We start from the raw sequence: 18,266 nt of genomic DNA, 5'->3' as shown, positions 1-18,266 counted from the left end.
GGAAAAGTGTGCAAAGCGCGATGCGCTATGTGGATGCCGTCGATCCATTTACTCGACAGAGGATTAAATCCGATCTACCACCCTCAGCTACTCTTGAAGCGTCAGAGATCGTAAACAAATCGGGCTCTGCGTGACGTACAATTTCGAACATATTTCCCCGAACAAAGCGAGATTTTCCAACCGTAAAAATTGCTATTTCCAGCGCCTGGAGAGAAAAATACTCACTTGCAGAAGTCAGGACTTTTTCGCCAACAACATCGCCGCCAGAATTATCGGCATCATACTCAACATGACCTCATTCCCGCCACTTGTTAAGGAAACTAAGCCGGTAACGCTATATTGCCAAGAAAGTCATAAGTCACCTTGAGATGGCTTTTGACTTTAAACAAGTTGATTGGACCTCGGTGAGCAACGAGGCATCGCTACATTCTCTTGATTTGGGGAAGGCAGAAATGACCAATTTGCCAGCGACTTGCACTATTAGACAAGTCGCTGACGGGTTTCACTCAGTTTTTCGATTTTTTCTTCATCTCGTTACAGTCTTTCATCATTTGTTTCTCCTTGGCATCCACCTCTGTCTGAACAGGATTGCTACTGGAAACAGGTTGATTCACTAAAGTAGTCGCCTGATGACTTAGGCGTAGTGCCCTGGCTTTGCGGGCCAACTCCAGCATCTGGAAATCAGGGCCTGCGACGGCTGATAGTGAGGTCGCGAGAATCGCGCCGCTGACCAGCGCTCTAAATAAATGTTTCATGATAATGTCCTCTATATGCCTAAAACGAGAATGTTATTGCTGCGTATCGGTCATTCAAACTTCTAATTCCGCCAACAACAAAACCTCAATCTCAGTGCAATGCCTGGCCAGTTCTGTATCGTCGGATTCCCGAGTCTGGCAATCCGAAGTTGCTCTTCCTCTTTGATCAGGAACAGCAGATTTGAACCAGACAGGTCGATCAACTTCATTTTGTCTGGCGCGGCGATGACATAACAAACAGGGCATGGCAGGCAATCCGCTCCCAATTGTTGGGGTTGCGTCATCTCCGCATTCATTGCAATCTGGATCGGTTTCGCGAATGCACTGCCTTGAAACAATGTCGCAGCCAAAATTAACCATCGCAAGACGGCGACAAGATGGCTGGAGCTGGTCAGATTTTGACTAAACAGGTTCATCGGCATTCTCTTCGGATGTTGAGATTTCCTGGGGTTTATCGCGCAATTGTCTTCTACGCAACAGTAAATATACCGCTGGCACGACAAACATTGACAGTAAAGGTGCAGTGATCATGCCGCCCACCATAGGCGCAGCAATACGCTTCATGACTTCCGAACCAGTACCCGTACCGAGCATGATGGGGACCAGGCCGGCAATGATGACAGCGACCGTCATCGCCTTTGGCCGGACCCGTAACACCGCCCCTTCACGAATGGCATCAAGTAAATCTTGCTCGCTGCTTTTTCCATGGACGACGCGCTCTTCCCAGGCATGCTTCAGGTACAAGAGCATAATGACGCCGAATTCAGCGGAAACCCCCGCTAACGCGATAAAGCCTACACCGCTTGCGACAGAAAGATTGTGGCTCAATGCCCATAGCAGCCAAATCCCACCAGCCAATGCAAATGGCAAAGTCGCCATGATCAATGCAGCTTCATCAACACGCTTGAAGGTCATGTACAACAGCACGAAAATAATCAGCAAGGTAGCCGGTACCACGATTTTCAATTTGGCTGTCGCACGCTCCAGATACTCGAATTGACCAGACCAGGCAATCGAATAACCGGCTGGCAACTTGACCTCCCTGGTAACAACTTCCTGCATTTCTCGTACCGTTGAACTGAGATCACGATCACGGATATCGACGTACACCCATCCAGACAGGCGCGCATTTTCGCTCTTGAGCATGGGGGGGCCATCATTGACGCGTATTTCAGCGACATCACCTAAGCGGATTTGTGCGCCACGCTCTGTTAGTACTGACAGTTGTCTCAGTTTCTCGACAGAATCACGTACTTCGCGCGGATAGCGGACGTTAATGGGGAAGCGTTGCAAGCCCTCTATGGTTTCACCGATGTTATCGCCACCAATTGCAGCGGACACGATACTTTGGACATCTGCAATATTGAGACCGTAACGAGCCGCGATATCCCTGTTGATATCAACGTCGATATAGCGTCCGCCATTGAGTCTTTCTGCCAAAGCTGAAGATACACCTGTCACCTTTTTGACCGCACGCTCAATGTCACCGGTAATCCGGTCTATTTCTTTCAAGCTCGTACCAGCCACTTTTACGCCCACCGGGCTCTTAATACCGGTTGCCAGCATGTCGATACGATTTCGGATAGGCGGCACCCAGATATTGGACAGGCCAGGAACTTTGACGATGCGATCCAGTTCCTCTACCAGCTTGTCGGTCGTCATCCCAGGCCGCCATTGGTCACGTGGCTTGAATTGTATTGTGGTCTCGAACATTTCCAGGGGAGCCGGATCAGTCGCACTTTCAGCACGACCGGCCTTGCCAAAGACGCTTTTTACCTCGGGGACGGTCTTTATCAGCCGGTCGGTCTGCTGAAGCAACTCTGAAACCTTGCCAGCGCCGATGCCTGGTAGCGCAGACGGCATGTAGAGCAAATCACCTTCATCCAGTGGCGGCATGAATTCACCGCCAAGCCGTGCCATTGGCCACACGGTTACTATTGCAATCAAGCCAGCAATTAGCAAAGTGGTTTTCGGGAAACTTAGCACCACGTTGAGTAAAGGCCGGTACATCGCTATCAGGAAGCGATTCAGGGGATTCATTTGTTCATCCGGTATCTTGCCCCGGATCAGGTAGCCCATCAATACAGGTATCAGGGTCACGGCAAGGCCAGCTGCTGCCGCCATGGCATAAGTCTTTGTAAAGGCCAGCGGAGAAAACAAGCGTCCCTCCTGAGCCTCCAGGGTAAAGACAGGAATAAAGGACAAGACAATGATAAGCAATGAGAAAAACAAGGCAGGCCCCACCTCGGCAGCGGCATCGCCAATCACCCGCCAATGTGTTTCCCCCTGAAGTTTTTCTCCGGGATGCGCATGGTTCCATGCTTCGATGTGTTTGTGGGCATTCTCGATCATGACCACTGCGGCATCGACCATGGCACCTACCGCAATAGCAATTCCGCCTAAAGACATGATATTGGCATTCACACCCTGGTAGTACATGACGACGAAGGCAACCAGAATGCCGATTGGTAAGGTAACAATGGCGACCAGGGCCGAGCGCAGATGAAACAGGAAAATGGCGCAGACGATGGCGACAACGATGAATTCCTCAATCAGTTTCTCTTGTAGATTCTTGACGGCACGATTGATTAGATTGGACCGGTCATAGGTAGTGACGATCTCCACGCCTGCGGGAAGACTGGCTTTGAGCTTTGCCAATTTGACCTTGACTGCATCGATGGTTTCCAAGGCGTTCTTGCCGGACCGCATGACAATCACGCCGCCAGCGACCTCACCTTCACCGTTCAAGTCAGCGATACCACGCCGCATTTCAGGCCCGATCTGGATACGAGCCACATCACCCAGGCGCACAGACACACCAGCATCTGTGGTCATCAAAGGTATTTTACGAAAATCATCCAGTGACTTCAGATAACCAGAGGCACGCACCATATACTCGGCTTCACCCAGTTCTAGTACCGAGCCACCGGTTTCTTGATTGGCCTTCTGCACAGCTTCAATGATTTTTCCATGCGGGATGTTGTAGGCACGCATCTTGTCAGGATCAAGCTGAATCTGATACTGGCGTACCATGCCGCCGATACTCGCCACTTCAGATACATTCGGCACAGACTTCAATTCGTACTTCAGGAACCAGTCCTGAAATGCCCGTAATTGAGACAAGTCCATCTTGCCGCTGCGATCCACCAGAGCATATTCGTACACCCAGCCGACACCGGTTGCATCCGGGCCAAGAGATGCTTTTGCCTGGGGCGGTAAGCGAGATTGAACTTGATTAAGATATTCCAGTACCCGGGAACGTGCCCAGTACATATCGGTGCCATCTTCAAACAATACGTAGACAAAGGAATCCCCAAAGAAAGAATAGCCGCGTACCGTCTTGGCACCAGGTACCGACAACATGGTTGTCGTCAGGGGATAAGTAATTTGGTTTTCAACAATTTGTGGTGCTTGCCCTGGGTAGCTGGTACGAATGATGACTTGCACATCTGACAGATCGGGAATCGCATCCAGCGGTGTACGCGACAAAGACCAGATACCCCATGCAGTTATCATCAGAGTGGCCAACATTACCAGGAAGCGATTGGCGATTGACCAACGGATTAGTTTGGCCATCATTTTTTTGCTCCTGTAGAGGATGGAGGCATGTCCATCGTATCGCTCATCGGTTTAGCTGGAGGGCTGGACTTGGGTGCGTCTGCAGTTGGCGAGATCGACGTGATCTGATACATGCCATCCTTGGTTTGGCGTATATCAAAAATTACCGTATCGCCAACCTTGACATTTGCAGGCAAACCATTCGCCGGCGACTGGAAAGCCATTGTCATTGCCCCCCATCCCAAGGAAGGAATGGGATTATGGGACAGCATGATTTCGTTCTTATCTATCTGCTCGACTTTGCCGCTACCATGGTGTGCTGGTCCAGTCACTTTGTCACTATTGAGCGCTGGCGCATCGCCCATACGGGTCGTTGTTCCTTTCAAGCTCGCTTCGGAATCGATCAGGAATTGGCCGGATACGACGACTTTTTGGCCAGCTTCCAGGCCTTTACGGATTTCAGTCTGTCCATTTGCCTCTGCACCGGTTTCGACATTCACTGGCATGAATTGACCGTTGCCTTGAGCGACCATGACAACAGCACGAGTACCAGTTTGGATGACGGCCTCGGTTGGTACTTGCAAAATATCTTTGCGTGCTTCAGAACTGAAGTTCAAATTGACAAACATGCCTGGTACCAGTTGAGCGGACGGATTCGCCAGTTCGATGCGTGCTTTCAGAGTACGGGTAGCGGTGTCAATTTGAGGAAGAATGGCATTGACCTTACCGTTGAAGATGACGCCTGGCAAGGATGGGGTTCGTGCTTCAACGGCATTGCCTGTGCGTACCTGGGCGGCTAGATTCTCTGGAATGTCGGCATTGACCCAGACGGTGCCAAGACCATTAATACGAAATAAGGGAGCACCTGTCATGACGGTCATACCTTCGCGCACAGACAACTCTGCGACAACACCGCTGACCGGAGCCGTAATAGTGATGCGTGAATGTACCTTGCCACTGGCCTCGACTGTACGTATTTGATCGTCGCTCATCCCCACCAGGCGCATGCGTAGCTTTGCCCCGTCCGTTAAGCCAGCAATGCCACCGACCTGCATGCGCTTCACCGTCAGGTATTCTTCCTGCGCAGCAACCCAATCAGGCACATATAGCTCAGCCAGTGCCTGTCCTTTCTTGACTGTATCAAGAGGTGCGCGTACGTAGAGTTTTTCGACAAAACCATTGCTGCGTGCCTGAACCAGAGCGACATCGCGTTCGTTATAGGCCACACTACCGACCGCCATAACAGCCGATGCCAGGTTACTGCGTGTCACTTCAGCAGTGCGTATGCCAAGGTTTTGTTGCACACGGGAACTGACGCTGACAGAACCTTCATCTCCGCCATCGGCATAAACAGGTACCAATTGCATGTCCATAAAAGGAGATTTGCCCGGTTTATCGAATTTTTGACCAGGAACCATGGGGTCATGCCAATACAGTACCTTTTTGGCATCCGTACCCGAGCTAGTTGTTGATACACTCGCTTGCGACTTGTCAGATATTTGTATTCCCTGACTGAGACCGAGGCGATAAAAACCATAGCCACTGCCAGTAAGCAGGCCAGCAGTAACCAGAGCAATGAGGATTTTTTTATTGTTCATGGCAGATCCTTGTTCGTGGGTAGTGTTGGATAAGTTGCTTGCACGTCGACGGGAAGCAGGAAATTAAGTTGTGCCCATAAACGGGCTGTATCTGCTTGTAATTGCAAGGCTTGCAGTCGTACTTCGGTTTCGTTACGGCGTGCCACCAACACATCACTCAGACTGGATTTGCCGCCGCGATAGGCGGTCAAGGTGACTTGAGTACGCTCTTTTGCGAGCGGTATCAATTCGCGCTCATAGCGGGCACTGCGTCCCAGATTACTTTGCCATTCCTCTATCATCGCTCTGGTTTCGGCGATATGGGAGCGCAATATTTCGTCGCGTTCAGCCTTGGCCTGTTCGACCATTGCTAATTTGGAAGAAAGTTCACGATCTTGGCGATTCTTTTGATCCCACTGGAAAGGTAGTGATATACCGACTGATATCATGTTCGAGTAAGCTGGGCCGCGTTGCTGGAATGCAACTTCAATGCTCCAGTCTGGTTTTTTATTAACTTCGGCCAACTTCGCATCTGCTTCAGCAATCTCCATTTGTCTGTTCAATACGGCAATTTGCGGGTGATGGGCAAGCGACTTGTCCAGCACTGACGAATCCAGGCGAATGTTCTCGATACTGGGTTCACCCGCCAATGGAAGTTCTGAGTCAGCCCCCGTCCAACGGTTTAACATCGTCTTAGCAGTACGCACTTTGCGTTGGATTTCACTGTAACGGTCATCGACCATGCTTAGCGCACTACGGGCAGCGAAGATATCTGCCTGAGTACCTCGACCAGCGCGGTAATTACTCTCGGCGGCCTCAATTTCAAGTTTAGCTTGGTTGGATTGTTCTGCGACTACAGCAGCCATGCGCTCGACGTAGTACCGTTCAAGCCACGAGATAGCAGTATCGCGCTGGATAGCAGCAATTGCACTGACTTTCTCTGCTAGTGACTTGTCTGCTAGGCGGTCATAGCGCTCCGTCCGTAATTGGCGTTTGTCATTTCTGGTCAACTCCTGCATGACACCGATGCGGCGCATGGTCATGAAATCGCCAGTCAGGCTGCCACGGTCAGGCCCACTGACTGGCAGATTGTCGATTCCGGCTTTCACTATTGGATCAGGCAATTGACCGGCAGCGACTGCCATTTCGCGGGAAGCAGTCACTGCCATGTCCTGTGCGATCAATTGACGAGAACGGGCAACTGCTAGTTGTTGGGCATTGCTCAAAGTTAGCGTGGACTCTGTAGCAAGGGCTGAGTATGAGTTCGCCCCAAAGGCGGTCGCTACAACAACTGCGACCAGGGGCAGAAAATTAAGTTTTGTTTTACTGCGCACAAATATAGGCGCATGGATTGAGAAAGACATGGAGCCTCCAGATAGCAAGAAACGGCACTTTTGTCGATACGACGTGAAAGTGACAGATTAAGCGAATCTGGGGAGGTTAAATGCGGAAACAGCAGTTGCGAATAGCAATAGGAGGTGCGGTGACACGCGTCAGATACAAAGGGTAGGCTTGCTGATCTTGTAGAAAAGACTCAACATCAATCAGTTGAAGTGTTAAAGACAATCCAGTCAGTACAAAGGGTTGAACATCAGGTACTTGCGGTTTATCCAGCGATTGTTTCGCATAGGGTTCTTCAGCATGCGCATGGCACAATGCAGGTTGCTCTTTGTCCATGCCAGCACAGTCGACCATTGAGGCATAACCTATATCTCCAGATAAACCAGGTATGGCGCTATCCGTCGTATGGCTTGGGCATGCGTATGCTGCTACAGCAAGTTGCATAAACAGCATGCTGAAGAGTACGATCAACGCAGTGAACAGGCGATGTGGACGGGATAATTTCACGTAATTATTACTTTTAATTAACGATAAAAACAGGGTGAAACTGGAAATCAATAAAAAGCCAATTTTTCAGCATCTTAATTATAGTGCTCTTTGTCTCATATTTCTTTGATCAGTCTCAAAATAAAAACGAGCATCCACATTATTTGTCCTAGCTGGGGAGTGCCGAGATAAACGTTTTATGCCAAGCAGCACATAAAAAACGGAAATCAAACAATCCATTTAATCCCGAACCAGCGCACCGATGATCGGACATGTCGCGTGACCGTTACCGAAATCGCACTGCTTCACCAGCTCACCCAGTGCTTGCTTCATGGCAGCAAGATCTGCCATCTTCTGCTCAATCAAGCTCAGTTTGAGAACAGACAGCGCGCGCGTCTCTTCGCAAGCACACACAGTATCCAGTGTCAGTAGCGCACTCACTTCGTCCAGAGTGAAGCCAAGTAGCTGTGCCCGCTTGATGAAACGTATTCGTTTGGTCTGTTCCGAGCTGTAACGCCGATGGCCGCCTTGCGGCTTAAGCGGCTCCTTTAGCAAACCTCTTCGCTGGTAATAACGAATTGTCTCGATGTTCACCCCAGCTGCTTCCGCCAGCTTGCCGATAGTTAATTCTGCTGTAGTCATCAAATTTTCCTTGATTCTGTACCTAGGTACGGAATGTAGAGTAACACTTGTATCAATAAATTCAAGGATATGTGGCATGAAACAACTCGGCGGGAAAAGTGCATTAGTCGCGGGCATGCTTGCTGCCATTGCCGCGTCAGTGTGTTGTGTCGGCCCGCTAGTACTGTTTGTCCTGGGAATTGGCGGGGCATGGGCGAGCAATATGACGGCGTTGGAGCCATACCGTCCTATCTTTATTTGCCTGACCTTGCTTTTTCTGGGATGGGCTTTTCGCAAGCTATACCTGGTATCCCAGATTTGCACTCCGGGTACGCCTTGCGCCGATCCACGCAAGGTAAAGCAGCAGCGAATCATATTCTGGGTTGTTACCGCTCTTATATTCGGCCTGTTAGCCGTACCACGGCTGGCCTTGTTGTTCTACTAAAAGGAGATACCATGCGCAAACTGCTGATTACCGCCCTCGCTGCCTTGCCGCTGGCAGTGCTGGCCGCCGATCCGAAAACTGTCACGCTCAATGTCAGGAACATGACCTGTGAGCTGTGCCCGATCACCGTCAAGAAGTCGCTGGAAAAGGTATCTGGCGTGAGTGCCGTCAAAGTTGATTTCGAAAAGAAAACGGTAACTGTCATTTATGACCCGGATAAGGCGCGGCCGGAGGAACTGACCAAGGCAACGACAAACGCGGGCTATCCGTCTGAGGTGATACGGTGATGAGTGACGTTATTCTGGAATCCATTCTGACTTGTCCGCAATGTGGCTTTGTCAAGCAAGAAACCATGCCAACGGATGCTTGTCAGTTTTACTATGAGTGCAGCCACTGCAAGGCGCTGTTACGGCCAAATTCAGGCGACTGCTGCGTGTTCTGTTCGTTTGGTACCGTTAAGTGCCCACCACTGCAACAGCAGAGTGGGTGCTGTGTATAGTACGATTTTTCAAAATCACCTTGACTCTGTACCTGCTACAGGGTGTCTAATGAAAAGATATACACGTAATCAAAGGAAACATGATGAGCGAGCGAGAATCAAATTGTTGTGGATGTGACTCCAAGTCTACTGATAACAATAAGACTTCTTCAGTTCCAATAGTCGCGTCACCAAATAATACTGAAAAGGTGTTGAATTTATTCATTGAGCAGATGGATTGCCCAACGGAAGAGGCCTTGCTTCGCAATACATTAGAAAAAATGCCTGGAGTAAATAGCCTTGACTTCAATCTCATGAATCGCCGTCTCAGTATCAAGCACACAATCGCAGACACCTCTGCACTTATTGATACTGTTACAGCATTAGGTATGCTTCCAGTAAACGAGAATACTCAACCCACAAGCCACACTTCCAAGATAGTGTATTCCATAGAAAACATGGATTGCCCAACAGAAGAAGGTTTAATACGCAACAAAATCGGGCCGATGCCTGGGATAGCTCAGCTTGATTTCAATCTCATGCAGCGTAAATTGACGGTCACTCATACACTGGAAAATCCCGATCCGATTCAAGCAGCACTGACTTCGATCGGCATGCAGGCAGTATTGTTAAGCGAAGAAGGTAACAGCAATCAGGATGTCACCGATACCCCGCCACCAAACGTGTTCCGCAAGTGGTGGCTGCTAGGCGCAGCGGCAGCGGCTGCAGTCCTGGCCGAGACATATACTTATATCAACGGATCTGAAAAAGCCTGGCCGGTCATACTCTTGTCTGTTTTTGCGATACTGATCAGTGGCACTGGTACGTATAAAAAGGGTTGGATAGCCCTCAAAAATCTGAATCTGAACATTAATGCCCTTATGGCGATTGCTGTCACGGGGGCGCTGATCATCGGGCAATGGCCGGAGGCCGCTATGGTTATGGTCTTATTTAGCCTGTCAGAAGCAATTGAAGCGATGTCACTTGACCGTGCTCGCAATGCGATACGTGGACTGATGGCTATGACACCAGAACAAGCCAGTGTTTTACAGCAAGATGGCAATTGGCAAATCATTGAAGCCAAATCAATTGCCATTGGTGCTACCGTCCGAGTTGGCCCAGGAGAGCGCATTCCACTGGACGGTGAGCTGAGCAAGGGACAATCGTCGGTGAACCAGGCACCTATCACTGGTGAAAGCATACCGGTTGCCAAGATAGTAGGAGATAAAGTATTTGCTGGCACCATCAATGAAACCGGATCTTTCGAATACCGAGTAACGGCGACACAAACTGATTCCACGCTGTCGAGAATTATCCATGCTGTTGAGGAAGCGCAAGGTAGCCGCGCACCGACCCAGCGCTTCGTTGATGCTTTTGCCAAAGTGTACACACCCGTCGTGTTTATCCTCGCATTGGGAGTGATGATCGTGCCACCGTTGTTATTAGGGCTCCCATGGATGGTGTGGGTGTACAAAGCTCTGGTCTTATTGGTCATTGCTTGTCCTTGTGCTTTGGTTGTCTCAACTCCAGTGACCGTAGTCAGCGGCTTGGCCGCTGCGGCAAAGGCTGGCATCCTGATCAAGGGAGGTGTTTATCTGGAAGAAGGCCGCAAACTGAAATCCCTTGCGCTGGATAAAACCGGCACCATTACGCAAGGCAAGCCCATCGTCACTGACGTTAGACAACTGAGTGGTGATCAGAATACGGCAATCCAGCTCGCTGCTAGTCTGGCGGTGCGATCGAATCACCCGGTTTCTGGTGCAGTAACTACACATTGGAAAACACAAGGCAGTGACGCGCCAGTATGGGAAGTCAGCGACTTTGAAGCGATCACTGGACGTGGCGTTAAAGGTCAAATTGCAGGAAAGTGGTATTACCTGGGCAATCACCGTTTGATAGAAGAACTTAAGATTTGCAACCCAGGTACCGAAGCTATACTGTTTGCAATGGAAGCAGATGGTAAGACAGCAGTGATCATCGCCGATGAAGAAAGGCCGCTTGCCGTGATAGGCGTGGCAGACACTGTGCGTGAAAGTAGTCGTGAAGCAATTGCAGAATTGCATGCACTTGGTATTCGAACCGTCATGTTGACCGGTGACAATGAAATGACTGCGAAAGCGATAGCAAAGAGTGTGGGTATTGACGATGCGCGCGGCAATCTGCTGCCAGAAGATAAGCTGACTGCTATCAACGATGAATTGATGAACTACGGTACTGTTGGGATGGTCGGTGATGGGATTAATGATGCACCCGCACTGGCTAAATCCAGCATAGGCTTCGCTATGGGAGCTGCCGGGACTGATACTGCTCTTGAAACTGCTGACGTGGCTCTAATGGATGATGACTTACGTAAAATTCCACAGTTTGTTCGTTTGAGTCAGCGTACTGCTGCCGTCTTGAAACAAAATATCACTTTGGCCTTGGGCATTAAGTTGATCTTTCTGATCATGGCCGTGATGGGGATTGCCACCTTGTGGATGGCTGTATTTGCGGATATGGGAGCGAGTCTGTTGGTGGTATTTAATGGTTTGCGTCTCGTACGCAAAGTTAAATAAGAGATCAGCCATCATCATAAGCATATCGAAATAAATAAAGCTTGATAACTCGCATCACGGCCAAAAAGCGTTTATCTGCTATTTCTTGTTTTCACTCTCCAGGTAAGCTGGAGAGTGGCGTGTGAGTATTGCAGGCGTGAAACAGGATGTCCGTACAACATTTTGGTCACCACGATCATTAGCACAAGGCTACTGGTGAACATCAACAACCGAGCAAGAAACTGAGCTCTCCCTGAAATCTAGTCTGCTGCAAGTGATGTAAAGTTAATATTGCTTGATAAAGACTGGAAATGGAAAAATGCCGAAGTAGGCATACCGACCGAGTCCAAGAAACTGGTCATCAAACTCGTCCAAGATTGTGAATTGGTGGCGACCAGACGCTGCGAAACTGGATCAGGGCAGCAGAAGTAAAACCCAAACGTGCCGCCGACAACAAAGAGGTGACGCCAGAGGCAATGGAACTCTCCAGACTGCGCGCTGAAAACACTCGGCTGAAGCGGGAGAATGACATCATAAAACAGCAGAGGTCGGTTCAACCGGTCAACGCAATACCTTCTGGTCTAAAAAAGGTAAACGTACTCCGATCAAGGCAATCATTGCACCCGCAACGTCGAACAAGTCTGTATGTGAATTCGACTATTTTTGCGCAGGAGGGAGTTGGCTCATCCATTGTTGATGCCACATCATGTGATTCATCATCATTTGTTGCGAACCCAAATATTGATCCATCATGTACTGCCGTTGCCTGACCTGCTCAGATGTCAGCTTTGAATAATAATTACCCATCGCATGCCATCCCATTGGGCCATTCATCATACCGCCCATCATGTGACCGCCCATCATGTGGCCATTGCCGCAGCATCCCATCATACCCGGCCCCCACATGCCTTGCATCACGGACATTGCGTTTTGCATGGTCACCCAGTGATCCTGTAGTAACTGTTGACGTTCCTGAGGATCCTGAGTTTGCTGCAACTTCGTCATTTGATCCTGCATTTTTTTCATATTGTCCTGTACCTGCGTCATCTGCTTGTCGAATTCAGCAGGGCTTGGAGGTACTGGTGTTTTTGGCGCGGCTTGCGTTGTCTTGGGTTGTACAGGTAAAGATGGTTGCTGTGCGAGCGCAAACGAACTAGCGAGCACAAATGCTCCCAATACAATTTTTTTCATTTTATTGCTCCTTCAAAGTTGTAAATATCAGATCGATATACAGGGGGGGAACCCTACAGACCATACTCGCGATTGGCATGCGCTCCATTTTTTGTTTTACTCCAGCTTGTCCACCAAGCGCAAGCCATTATAACCTCTTACCAAAACACTTTTCCTGTGAAATTCCTTTGCCTCCCACCAACGTGCATGGCGATCAAAATAGCACTCTTCCCATTCATGAATCCGACGATTTTTGACACTGAAGACTTTGACGGAACGCTCAAATACATATAAACATGGCTAATCATCGAGTGATCTTCAACAACGCTCATTTTCTTCGGTTCGCCAATTTCCGAAAGTAATAATTTCAGGACTCCTCTGAAGCTTGGTTACTATCGGTTAATGATGGATTAAGTACGGTTTTGGTTCCCGATGCGCTGATTTAGTATAAAACTGATAATAATAATCACCAGAATTGCTGTTTGCGCCATAATGCTTTCCGTTGATGGATAAATTCCCAGCAGATCAATACGAGGTATTGCAATCGGTGTGACATTGATTACGCCAGCCTCTTGCAGTGCAGTGATACCTTTGCCTACCAGAACGAAAGCCAGAATCGCCACCAAGGCAGAACTGACCGCAAAGAACTGACTAATTGGCAATCTTGCTGTAGTCCTGAGCAAAACAACAGCAATCACAGCCAAAATCACGATACCCACCAACAAGCCTATTAATAAATAACCGCCGTTACCGTCGCTCCATAATGCTGCGTAAAACAGCACAGTTTCGAACACCTCCCGGTAGACTGTAACAAACGACAGCAGGAATAACATCACTGCCGAGCGCTTGTTAAGTGCGGAGGATAATTTGTCTTTGACATACTGTTGCCAGCGTCCGGCGAGGCTCTTTTGGTGCATCCAGATGCCAACACTGAGCAATATCACTGCTGCGAACAGTGATGAGTAGCCTGCGGTCATTTCTCGGCTGGCACCGCTAAACGTCACCAAATAGGTCGCTGCCACCCAAGTCAATCCGCCAGCAGCCAATGCGGCGATCCAACCAGCATGCACATACGGCAGCACATCCTTGCGTTCTGCCCGTTTAAGAAAAGCAATCATCGCTACTACCACCAGAAGTGCCTCGATCCCTTCACGCAGCAAGATAGTTAAGGCACTGATCAAGGTGCTGATGGGGTCGCTGTTACTCGACTGTAAAGCTGTTTTCGCCTGGTCGAGTTGCACCACCAATTGCTGTTCGATGGTATGAGCTTCATCCCTCTTTCCGGCAGTCACTGCTGCACGGAATTCACCCATGGTTTTTTCGATACTATTGAAGAGCACCTTATTCTTGGTAACAAGTGCCGGTTCAATTGGCTCAAAACCGTCAAGATAAGCAGAAATTGCCAAGCGAGATGCTTCAGAAATATCACCTTTATCCAGAGCAGCAAGGCTTTCTTTCAAACGTGATTTTGACAATGCCAAAGAATCGGGTTTGTTTTGTTCCAGTATTTGCGGATTACTCTTCAAGTACGCCATCACTTGTACTGCTTGCCCGTCTGGCAAACTCTTGGCAAGCGCCGTTTCTGATGTCTGACTCAATATACTCAACGACGGTACCGATGCATGCAAAGCTGAATTTGTTTCCCACAACTTCTTGCCAGCCTCACGATCCGCGTCACTATAAGGTAAGTTCGATGCAAAAAAAGCGAGAGCCCAGCGCTCATTGTCGGTCAATTGGGCAAAAGCAGGCATTGATGTACCTTTTACCCCTTGAGTGATAATTTGGTGCAATGAAAACAAGCTTCTTTCTTTGGCCCGGTCATGCCCGGTCAAGGCGATGGGTGGCGGATTCAAACTAGCCGCCAAAGGACCATCGCCGCGACCCAAACTACCGTGGCAACTAACGCATTGCGCCTGAAATAACTGCGCCCCCAGCTTTAAATCCGGCGTCTTTCCCGGGGATACTGGCACTGGATAAGCAGCCAGCAAGGCGCCTGCCAAGCCGCGCGCTTTAGTTGATACGTTTACTGCAGCAGATTTTTCTGCGACCAAACTGCGTAATTGAGTCGCCTGTAGTAGTAAATCTCTTTGAGCGGCGTTGGCAGGCAATTCTCCTAACTGGCGCTCTGCTGATAAGGCAAATTCCTGCATCTCAGCATATTCCGGGGCACTGACAACCTTCCCATCTTTGACTGCACCACCATAATCAACGGCAAGGTAATCCAGCAATTGCCAGATTTGCTTCGCCTTGTCTTGCTCAACAGTAGTTTGAGCAATCACCGGCGATACTGCGTACAGGAAGCTAATCAATAAAAATAGAAGTATGCGTAGGAATGACATAGCGTTTGAAAGATCTCTGCGCACAGCGCCCAAGTTAGAAATGAGAATCATTATACTTTTATTTTTCGCTTCTGGCCTGCACGATCCTCGACAACCGCCGGGAGTTTTATCTTAGCCCGGCGTTTTTCATTATTTCATCTTCAGGATTCGACTGGATTGCATTTAGATACAGGATGCAAAAGCGACTATTGGATTTGGAAAATTTTTGGCGAGGCGGAAATGTGTATGCACTCGTAGTGATATACTCATCATATGGCTCGTCGAACTCTTATCATGTTGATTACTATACTTACGCTGCAGTTTAGCTGGAGTGTGGCTGCGGTCTATTGCACGCATGAAACGGGTAAAGCAGCAAATCACTGGGGACATCATCCCGACACCAATCCCTCGGATAACGTCGTTTCGGTTCTGAAAGAAAAACAGGCGGACACGAAAAAGATCTCCGTTCATTCTCACTGTGCTTCGTGCGCACACGGGACGTTATCGCTTGATAGCTTCGAAAGTATTTCGCATCCTCAGATCGCCGAAGCTGCTCCAATGTTCACTGAAATCGTCCTCTCCTCGTTTTATACCGCTCCTCCAGAGCGTCCTCAGTGGGTAGCCGTCGCTTAACTCCGGCGGCTGTATTCGTTCGTCTCTCTAAAATTGTGACTTACGCCTGAATGTGGGCGGAGGTTGCTGTACACCGCCGGATTCCTTCGTCTTTAATTTTCGGAGTTATCCATGCAATCCCTACATTTAGTTTTGGGAGCGGCTGTCCTATTGGCACAGTTGATCCCTTTTAGTACTCAGGCTGCTGTACAACAAAGTGATGCCTTCACTATCGGTGAAGTAGCAACCGCAGCAAATACAAATTCCGCATCGCTGACGCTGGAACAGGCTATCGCAATGACCCTATCGATCAGTCCTGAGCTGCGTTCGGCCGCACACAGTGTTGAGATCACCGAAGGTGCTCGCGTCCAAGCCGGAGTCCGGCCAAATCCTGAATTGGCACTACTGCGCGAAGGTACTTCTTCGCGTAGTAATCGTTCCGACACCTATCAATTAAGCCTGCCCATTGAGCTTGGCGGCAAACGAGGCGCCCGCATCAAGCTGGCAGAACAAGACCAGGTTCTGGCCCGCGGCGATGTGAATGTTACAGCTGCGGAGTTGCGTGCGAACGTCACTGCTGCCTATTTAGAGGCTCTTACGACGCAAGAGCACGTTGCACTCGCTAAGGAATCTTTCAGCCTGGCAAGTAAGTCTACTAATGCCGCTGGTCGTCGCGTTGCTGCTGGCAAGATCTCCCCGTTAGAGCAAACTCGATCAAGCGTAGCGGAAGCAAGCGCACGTTTGGAGCTATCGCAAGCGGTCGCAGACGCTACATTGGCGCGGCGTCGCCTGGCTGCGTTCTGGGGCAGCACTCAGCCTGAAGAACGCAACTTGGTGACGCCTGATATCAACCTGACTGTCATTCCGTCATTGCAAGAACTGCAATCCCGTCTAAATGCTTCACCACAGATACAACGAGCGCGCGCGCAGATCGAACGCGAAGAGGCCAGCTTTAATCTGGCAAAGTCAGATCGAGTTCCTGATCTGACGCTCACATTTGGGAAAAAGAAAGACTTCCAGACTAACGTTTCTCAGACGGTTGTAGGCATGGCGATACCGTTGCCGTTTTTTAACCTAAATCAGGGCAACCTCCTGTCCGCAATGCGCCGAGTTGATAAGGCAAAGACCGATGCCGAGATTGCGTATCTGAATGCAACCCAAGCCTTAGCCGACGCACACCAACGGGCGTCCATTGCTCAGGAGCAGATTGAGAGCATGCGCAGCGAGATCCTGCCTGCCGCACAAAGTGCATTCAACGCGGCAGTTACTGGCTTTGAACTGGGCAAGTTTGGATTTATTGATGTGCTCGATGCCCAACGCACCTTATTCCAAAGCCGCGCTCAATATCTGAGCGCGCTCTCCGCCCGCTATCGCTCTCTTGCCGATCTGGAACGCTATATCTCAGTAGAACCCATCGTTGGCAACTACATAACTGACAGGAATGCAAAATGATGCTCAATATTGATAAGAAATCTCAAAAAGCCGCGCTGATCATAGTGCTTATTGGTGCCGTACTGGGTGCAGCCATCCTGTTATGGAAAAAGGACAGTGGCGGTGGCACCGCTGAAGCTCAACATGCAGAAAATTCCGCGAAGAAGGATGTTGGTGATCACGCCGGCGAAGAAGGCGTGGTACTAATGAGCGAAAAGCAGATTCAGACTGCTGGTGTGACGCTCGCAAAAGCTGAAGCGGCCACGATGGGCAACATCATCCAGTTGCCGGGCGAGGTGCGCTTTAACGAAGACCTGACGGCGCACATCGTACCGCGCACGCCTGGTGTGGCCGAGTCTGTTTCCGCAGATCTGGGGCAAAGCGTTAAGAAAGGCCAAGTTCTGGCAGTGATCTCCAGCCCTGCTTTGGCAGACCTGCGTAGCGCGTCGCTCGCGGCGCAAAAGCGACTGGGCCTGGCACAGACCACCTACCTGCGCGAGAAAAAGCTGTGGGAAGACAAGATCTCGGCAGAACAGGACTATCTCCAAGCACAGACCGTGCTGCGCGAAGCTGAAATCGAAGCTCAGACAGCTCGATCCAAACTGGCAGCATTGGGTGCAGGCGAGTTTGACGGTGCACTCAATCGCTATGTCCTGCGTGCACCGTTCGACGGCGTCATCGTGGAGAAGCACATCACACAAGGGGAAGCAGTCAAAGAAGACGCAAATGTTTTTCTGCTCTCGAATCTGTCCAGTGTGTGGGTGGAAGTTGTGGTGACACCAAAGGATCTGGAGCTGGTTCGAGTAGGTGAAACCGTTACGATCACCTCTGCAGCCAATGACACAGCTGCTACCGGAAAAGTCAGCTACGTCGGCAATCTACTTGGCGAGCAAACCCGCGCCGCCAAGGCGCGCGTTGTCATCGCTAATCCGAATATGGC

At 49.8% G+C, this 18,266-nt stretch carries 18 protein-coding genes; 7 read left to right on the top strand and 11 right to left on the bottom strand.

Annotation, left to right across the window (positions count from 1 at the left end; genetic code table 11):
* Nucleotides 1-506: 506 nt before the first annotated feature.
* The 7 genes from HV832_RS16755 to merR all read right to left on the bottom strand — a co-directional run bounded on the left by HV832_RS16755 (nt 507) and on the right by merR (nt 8,359).
* Nucleotides 507-755 (bottom strand): hypothetical protein, encoded by a 249-nt coding sequence (locus tag HV832_RS16755; protein ID WP_176805185.1) that lies wholly within the window; start codon nt 753-755, stop codon nt 507-509.
* Nucleotides 756-817: 62 nt separating this feature from the next.
* Nucleotides 818-1,171, bottom strand: coding sequence for a hypothetical protein (locus HV832_RS16750; protein WP_176805183.1), 354 nt, complete (start codon nt 1,169-1,171; stop codon nt 818-820).
* A complete protein-coding gene (locus HV832_RS16745) occupies nt 1,158-4,334 on the bottom strand; it encodes an efflux RND transporter permease subunit (RefSeq protein ID WP_176805181.1) in 3,177 nt (1,058 codons plus the stop codon). Before HV832_RS16745 ends, HV832_RS16750 begins: the two co-directional genes overlap by 14 nt.
* A complete protein-coding gene (locus HV832_RS16740; RefSeq protein WP_176805179.1) occupies nt 4,331-5,911 on the bottom strand; it encodes an efflux RND transporter periplasmic adaptor subunit in 1,581 nt (526 codons plus the stop codon). Before HV832_RS16740 ends, HV832_RS16745 begins: the two co-directional genes overlap by 4 nt.
* Nucleotides 5,908-7,254, bottom strand: coding sequence for a TolC family protein (locus tag HV832_RS16735; protein WP_176805177.1), 1,347 nt, complete (start codon nt 7,252-7,254; stop codon nt 5,908-5,910). Before HV832_RS16735 ends, HV832_RS16740 begins: the two co-directional genes overlap by 4 nt.
* Nucleotides 7,255-7,330: 76 nt before the next feature.
* A complete protein-coding gene (locus HV832_RS16730) occupies nt 7,331-7,738 on the bottom strand; it encodes a hypothetical protein (protein ID WP_176805175.1) in 408 nt (135 codons plus the stop codon).
* Nucleotides 7,739-7,957: 219 nt separating this feature from the next.
* Nucleotides 7,958-8,359 carry a mercury resistance transcriptional regulator MerR gene (merR, locus tag HV832_RS16725; RefSeq protein ID WP_176805173.1) on the bottom strand — a complete coding sequence of 134 codons (402 nt, stop codon included), beginning with the start codon at nt 8,357-8,359 and terminating at the stop codon, nt 7,958-7,960.
* 76 nt (nt 8,360-8,435) lie between these two features.
* On the opposite strand from merR, the gene HV832_RS16720 reads away from it, so the two are divergent.
* The 4 genes from HV832_RS16720 (at nt 8,436) to HV832_RS16710 (ending at nt 11,816) form a co-directional block, all read left to right on the top strand.
* Nucleotides 8,436-8,783, top strand: a complete 348-nt coding sequence (locus HV832_RS16720; RefSeq protein WP_176805171.1) for a mercuric transporter MerT family protein — start codon at nt 8,436-8,438, stop codon at nt 8,781-8,783.
* Between the two features lie 11 nt (nt 8,784-8,794).
* Nucleotides 8,795-9,070 carry a mercury resistance system periplasmic binding protein MerP gene (gene merP / locus HV832_RS16715; RefSeq protein WP_176805169.1) on the top strand — a complete coding sequence of 92 codons (276 nt, stop codon included), beginning with the start codon at nt 8,795-8,797 and terminating at the stop codon, nt 9,068-9,070.
* Nucleotides 9,070-9,282, top strand: a complete 213-nt coding sequence (locus HV832_RS17425) for a GDCCVxC domain-containing (seleno)protein (RefSeq protein ID WP_223827391.1) — start codon at nt 9,070-9,072, stop codon at nt 9,280-9,282. The genes merP and HV832_RS17425 overlap by 1 nt, the downstream gene beginning before the upstream one ends.
* Nucleotides 9,283-9,365: 83 nt before the next feature.
* Nucleotides 9,366-11,816, top strand: a complete 2,451-nt coding sequence (locus HV832_RS16710; protein ID WP_176805191.1) for a heavy metal translocating P-type ATPase — start codon at nt 9,366-9,368, stop codon at nt 11,814-11,816.
* 340 nt (nt 11,817-12,156) lie between these two features.
* Here the strand turns inward: HV832_RS16710 and HV832_RS16705 are convergent, their stop codons facing one another.
* From HV832_RS16705 to HV832_RS16690, 4 genes are all read right to left on the bottom strand, one after another.
* Nucleotides 12,157-12,330 (bottom strand): hypothetical protein, encoded by a 174-nt coding sequence (locus tag HV832_RS16705; RefSeq protein WP_176805167.1) that lies wholly within the window; start codon nt 12,328-12,330, stop codon nt 12,157-12,159.
* 122 nt (nt 12,331-12,452) lie between these two features.
* A complete protein-coding gene (locus tag HV832_RS16700) occupies nt 12,453-12,986 on the bottom strand; it encodes a hypothetical protein (protein ID WP_176805165.1) in 534 nt (177 codons plus the stop codon).
* 137 nt (nt 12,987-13,123) lie between these two features.
* Nucleotides 13,124-13,336 (bottom strand): transposase, encoded by a 213-nt coding sequence (locus tag HV832_RS17610; protein ID WP_223827392.1) that lies wholly within the window; start codon nt 13,334-13,336, stop codon nt 13,124-13,126.
* A 39-nt stretch (nt 13,337-13,375) separates the two neighbouring features.
* On the bottom strand, nt 13,376-15,304 hold the full coding sequence (locus HV832_RS16690) for an FTR1 family protein (RefSeq protein ID WP_176805186.1): 1,929 nt from the start codon (nt 15,302-15,304) through the stop codon (nt 13,376-13,378).
* A 273-nt stretch (nt 15,305-15,577) separates the two neighbouring features.
* Between HV832_RS16690 and HV832_RS16685 the strand changes: the two genes are divergently transcribed.
* The 3 genes from HV832_RS16685 to HV832_RS16675 form a co-directional block, all read left to right on the top strand.
* Nucleotides 15,578-15,916 (top strand): hypothetical protein, encoded by a 339-nt coding sequence (locus HV832_RS16685; protein WP_176805163.1) that lies wholly within the window; start codon nt 15,578-15,580, stop codon nt 15,914-15,916.
* 111 nt (nt 15,917-16,027) lie between these two features.
* Nucleotides 16,028-17,347 carry a TolC family protein gene (locus HV832_RS16680; protein ID WP_176805161.1) on the top strand — a complete coding sequence of 440 codons (1,320 nt, stop codon included), beginning with the start codon at nt 16,028-16,030 and terminating at the stop codon, nt 17,345-17,347.
* On the top strand, nt 17,344-18,266 hold a 923-nt coding region (locus HV832_RS16675; protein WP_176805159.1), incomplete at its 3' end, for an efflux RND transporter periplasmic adaptor subunit. The genes HV832_RS16680 and HV832_RS16675, both read left to right, overlap by 4 nt.

It is taken from the genome of Cognatundibacterium oligocarboniphilum (genome assembly GCF_013377855.1).
In the GTDB taxonomy this organism is placed as follows: Bacteria; Pseudomonadota; Gammaproteobacteria; order Burkholderiales; family Burkholderiaceae_D; genus Undibacterium; species Undibacterium oligocarboniphilum.
The sequence above is the reverse complement of the archived record's forward strand: the minus strand, read 5'-3'. Positions and strand labels throughout refer to the sequence as shown.